5 protein-coding genes are annotated in these 5,042 nt (G+C 50.6%); 1 reads left to right on the plus strand and 4 read right to left on the minus strand.

The genetic code is table 11. From position 1 onward, the window contains the following. Nucleotides 1–1,341: autotransporter outer membrane beta-barrel domain-containing protein (locus FEK50_RS20955; protein WP_138211677.1), on the plus strand; the 1,341-nt coding region annotated here is incomplete at its 5' end. Nucleotides 1,342–1,460: 119 nt separating this feature from the next. Here the strand turns inward: FEK50_RS20955 and luxS are convergent. The 4 genes from luxS to yqaB form a co-directional block, all read right to left on the minus strand. Beyond that, nucleotides 1,461–1,976, minus strand: coding sequence for an S-ribosylhomocysteine lyase (gene luxS, locus FEK50_RS20960; protein ID WP_001130211.1), 516 nt, complete (start codon nucleotides 1,974–1,976; stop codon nucleotides 1,461–1,463). A 149-nt stretch (nucleotides 1,977–2,125) separates the two neighbouring features. After that, the gene (gene gshA / locus FEK50_RS20965) at nucleotides 2,126–3,682 is read right to left on the minus strand and encodes a glutamate--cysteine ligase (protein ID WP_000611804.1); all 1,557 of its coding nucleotides are present in this window, start codon (nucleotides 3,680–3,682) and stop codon (nucleotides 2,126–2,128) included. A 72-nt stretch (nucleotides 3,683–3,754) separates the two neighbouring features. Further along, on the minus strand, nucleotides 3,755–4,183 hold the full coding sequence (locus FEK50_RS20970; RefSeq protein WP_064529936.1) for a YqaA family protein: 429 nt from the start codon (nucleotides 4,181–4,183) through the stop codon (nucleotides 3,755–3,757). Continuing rightward, the gene (gene yqaB, locus FEK50_RS20975) at nucleotides 4,180–4,746 is read right to left on the minus strand and encodes a fructose-1-phosphate/6-phosphogluconate phosphatase (RefSeq protein ID WP_000273309.1); all 567 of its coding nucleotides are present in this window, start codon (nucleotides 4,744–4,746) and stop codon (nucleotides 4,180–4,182) included. Before yqaB ends, FEK50_RS20970 begins: the two co-directional genes overlap by 4 nt. Between the last annotated feature and the right edge of the window lie 296 nt (nucleotides 4,747–5,042).

Consider the following 5,042-nt stretch of genomic DNA (forward strand, 5'->3'; position numbering starts at 1 on the left):
AAGCTCATCGTAAAAGGGGATACTTCCGGTAGTACCCGCGTCATGGTCAACAATGCGGGCGGTCTGGGCGCGGATACTCTGGAAGGGATAAAAATTGTCGAGGTTGACGGCCTGTCAGAGGGCGTTTTCAGTAAAGAAGGTCGTATTGTTGCCGGTCCCTATGACTACAACGTGGTAAAAAGCGACAACCAGAACTGGTTTTTAACCAGTGAAATTCCCGCAGGACCGTATACTCCGGTACTACCCGTCATCCCGGACCCCGATCCTGAGCCACCTGTAACACCAGAACCGCCAGTAACACCAGAACCGCCTGTGACACCGGAGCCGCCTGTTACGCCATCTGTTCCACAACCAGAACGAAAACATCTGTATCGCCCGGAAATTGGTAGCTATCTGGCCAATATTCAGGCGGCAAATACGCTGTTTAATACCCGACTGCATGACCGTCTGGGGGAAACACAATACACCGACCTGCTCACTGGCGAACGGAAAGTAACCAGTTTGTGGATGCGTAATATTGGCGGACATAATCGCTTTAAAGATCGTTCGGATGAATTGAGCACTCAGAGCAACCGTTATGTTCTGCAACTGGGTGGTGATCTCGCACAATGGAGCAGTAATGACCTTGCTCGCTGGCATCTCGGCTTAATGGCTGGCTATGCCAACAGCAAGAGTCACACGCATTCCAACCTGACCGGGTACAGCTCACGTGGGCAAATCGACGGCTACAGTGTGGGCGTGTATGGCACCTGGTACGCTAACGAAGCAGACAAAACCGGGACTTATGTTGACAGCTGGTTGCTCTATAACTGGTTTGATAACACCGTCTCCGGCGAGTATCTGCCCAGTGAAAAGTATCACTCTGACGGCATCACCGCCGCCATTGAAGCGGGTTATACCTTCCGTCTTGGTGAAAGCGCAGATGCGCGTACCAGCTACTGGTTGCAGCCAAAAATGCAACTGACGTGGATGGACGTGAAGGCAGACAATCATACGGAAGACAATGGCACTCTGGTTGAGGACAGCACCGAAGGCAACCTGCAAACGCGTCTGGGGGTGAAAGCGTATCTGCAGGGTCATAATGCTATTGATGATCATAAAGAGCGTTCCTTCCAGCCTTTCGTGGAAGCCAACTGGATTTATAATTCCCGCAATTACAGCGTGAAGATGGATCACATCGGCGATGAGATCATCGGCGCACGTAACACTGGCGAGTTAAAAGCGGGGGTGGAAGGTCAGATTACTCCGCATCTGCAACTGTGGGGCAACGTCGCCCAGCAGTTGGGCGACAATGGTTACAGTGATACCCAGGGAATGCTGGGCGTGAAATATCTCTTTTAATGCCACTTTGCCACCTGTCACGTACAGGTGGCATGTTCCCTGCGTCAACCAGATAAGCGTAGCGCACCAGGCAAGCCTGACGGTGCTGTTGCATCTCCGGCTGCTTCTGCACTAACCAACTAAATGTGCAGTTCCTGCAACTTCTCTTTCGGCAGCGCCAGTTCTTCATTGCTGTTGATGCGCACGTCACGTTCCAGAATGCTACGCGCAATATCCTGTGCTTCCTGCAAAGAGTGCATCTGGTAAGTACCGCACTGATAGACGTTAAGTTCCGGGATCTGATTCTGATCCTGCACTTTCAGCACGTCTTCCATTGCCGCTTTCCAGGCATCAGCGACACGCTGCTCATCAGGCGTACCAATCAGACTCATATAAAAACCAGTGCGGCAGCCCATTGGTGAGATATCGATAATCTCAACGCCATTACCGTTAAGATGGTTACGCATAAAACCAGCAAACAGGTGCTCCAGGGTATGGATCCCTCTTTCTGGCATCACTTCTTTGTTCGGCACGCAGAAGCGAAGATCGAACACGGTAATTGCGTCGCCATGCGGGGTGTTCATTGTTTTCGCCACCCGAACTGCAGGCGCTTCCATCCGGGTATGATCGACTGTGAAGCTATCTAACAACGGCATTTAGCCACCTCCGGTAAATTTTTTTTAAATATTCTGAACTCTTTCTTCCCAGGCGAGTCTGAGTATATGAAAGACGCGCATTTGTTATCATCATCCCTGAATTCAGAGATGAAATTTTGGCCACTCACGAGTGGCCTTTTTCTTTTCTGTCAGGCGTGTTTTTCCAGCCACACCGCAAACGGTTCGGTATCAGCGGCTTCCATTTCCTGCTGGCGACGTTCAGACGCCTCGCGCTCGGCTACAAAATCCTCTTCGCGCAGAATTTCCAGCGGCTCTTCACGCAGAAGATTACGGTAGGCTTCTGCAAACGCTTTACCTGTTCCGCCAATGCCAGTATCAATCATAGACCTTAAGATACGCGCAGAGAAAGTCAGATCAGGATTATCGAAGCAGGCGACCAGTTCATCACACACTTTCTGGTACGCTTCGCCGCCGTTAATGCTATCCAGCGTTTGCGCGACGCGTTTTAGATCGCGGAACAGATCTTTACCCACCTGCGGCAACGGGAACTGCGCAGTTTCGCAACCGATACCCAGCGTCAGGCCTGGTTTACGACCCTCGAGGATCACCCGGTTCCAGTTAACGCGTGTACAGGCAAGTTCGCTACTGCTCATTTCCGGTGCATCAGCCAGCGCACACCAGACCATAAACAGGTCGAGGAAACGCACCTGCTGTTCATCTACACCAATCGGCGAGAACGGGTTGATGTCCAGCGAACGCACTTCAATATATTCAATGCCGCCACGTAATAGCGCATCAGAAGGCGATTCTCCGCTGCGAGTAACGCGTTTTGGACGAATCGGCGCATACAGTTCGTTTTCAATCTGCAGCACGTTGCTGTTGATTTGTAGCCGCTTACCGTCTTTCTCAATACCAATCTTCGCGTACTCTTCCGACGGCGTTTTGATAGCCTGCTTGAGCCCTGCGACGTACTCGTAGAGATCATTGAAGGTAATACCGAGATTGCTTTGCGATTTATTGGTATAGCCAAGATCGCTCAAACGAAGAGAGGTCGCATACGGCAGGTAATACATACCGCACTCGGTTTTCTCAAACGGCAGCGACGTTGGTTTTCCTTGCAGGAAAGAAGAACAAATCGCCGGAGACGCACCAAACAGATAAGGAATGACCCAACCGAAGCGATAGTAGTTGCGGATAACGCGGAAATAGCCCGCAGAAATTTTCTCTTTGGCATCAGCGCCCGAGATATCACCGCACTTCGCTTGCCAGAATGCCATTGGCAAAGAGAAATTGTAGTGCACGCCGGAAATGGTTTGCATCAGCGCGCCGTAGCGATTTTTCAGCCCTTCACGGTACAGCGTTTTAAAGCGTCCGGTGTTAGAAGTGCCGTACTGTGCCAGTTCGATGTCCTGACCTTCTGCGATGTAGCATGGCATGCTTAACGGCCACATCCGCTCATCGCCCATATTGCGCGCCGTATAACGATGCAGGTCGCGCATAAAGGTCAGCATATGTTCAATATCACCATCCACTGGTGTAATAAATTCCAGCAATGCTTCCGCAAAATCGGTGGTTATCCATTTATGCGTTAGTGCGGAACCTAATGCTTCAGGATGACCTGTTGTTGCAAGTGTGCCATCAGCATTAACACGCAAAGTTTCGCGCTCCAGCCCACGCTGTATCCCCTTTAACGCCTGAGGATGTTTTTCCAGCCAGGCCAGCGCCTGTGATACGTCCGGGATCAAATTGACCTCCCGCCTGTCAAAATCGTTTTATTTAGCATAACTGTAATGGTGGCCATGTGTGCAGGCCTACAATTAGTGCCACCACATCATGCCCTGAACGGTAGCTACTGCAATCGCAACATAGCGTAACGCTTTACCAAGGCACAAAAAAAAGATTACTGGTCCCCACGAGATGCGCATCCATCCCGCTAACAGACATAGTAAATCGCCAACCACGGGCATCCAGCTTAATAATAGTGTGATTGCACCATATCGTTTCAGCCAGCCGATGGCTTTCTCTTGCCAGCGCGATGTTTTGCGCAGTGGAAAGAAACGCCCAAGGATAACGTTAGTTAGCCCTCCAAGGCTATTACCCATTGTTGCTGTTAACACTAAAACCCAGGGATGACTTACCCCGGAAAGTAACATTGCAACCAGGACGACTTCGGAATTACCGGGTAATAGTGTAGCGCTGAGGAAACTACTGGCAAACAACGAGAAAAGCGATAAAGCTTCACTCACAGCAAGCGAACATCCACAGCGTCCATGCCTGCAGCGCGAGCAGCCTGAATACCGAAATCAGCATCTTCAAAGACCACACACTGCGTTGGTTGCACGCCCATACGCTGTGCGCACAACAAAAATGTGTCTGGCGCAGGTTTATGGTGTTTGACGTGATCGGCGGCAACGACCGCATCAAAATAACGGCGTAATCCCAGGTGCGCCAGCAATGCCTCAGCGATGGCGCTTTCACTCCCCGTTCCAACAGCCATTGGTCGACGTCCGTGCCAGCTTTTCACCACTTCAACAAGAGGAAGCGGCTCGACGCTATCCAGCAGCATACTTCTTACTGCTTCTGTTTTTTCACGCGCTAACGCATGCGGGTCGAGATCGGCCTGATTCAGCTCAATAATCGCCTGAGCAATACGCCACGTGGGCGAGCCATTAAGCGCAATCATCGCCTGAACATCGTACTGAAGACCGTAATGCCCTAATACTTCGCGCCACGCTTTACGGTGCGTAGGCTCCGTATCCAGGATTGTGCCATCCATATCAAAAATTAAACCTGCATAACGCTCGTACATGGTCTTCTCGCAAGTCGAAAAATATGACGCTACTTTAGCGTAATTGCTTGATTTTGTCGCTGATGGCGAAGGAGAAGAAAATTCAGGAAATGGATAAAGTAGTTATTTAGAAATGAGATATTTTTGAAGGAAATTTTTTGGAGAAGATGGTGCATCCGGGAGGATGACTCACTGGCGTTCGCCCTTCGGGCCGTTGCTGGCGCAACGTTATCCTCCCTGGTGCATACATCAATATTGCAGACCGTGAAGATTATCAATCGTGAGTAATACGGAGAAGATGGTGCATCCGGGAGGAT

The sequence above is a fragment of the Escherichia sp. E2586 genome (genome assembly GCF_005781105.1).
In the GTDB taxonomy this organism is placed as follows: Bacteria; Pseudomonadota; Gammaproteobacteria; order Enterobacterales; family Enterobacteriaceae; genus Escherichia.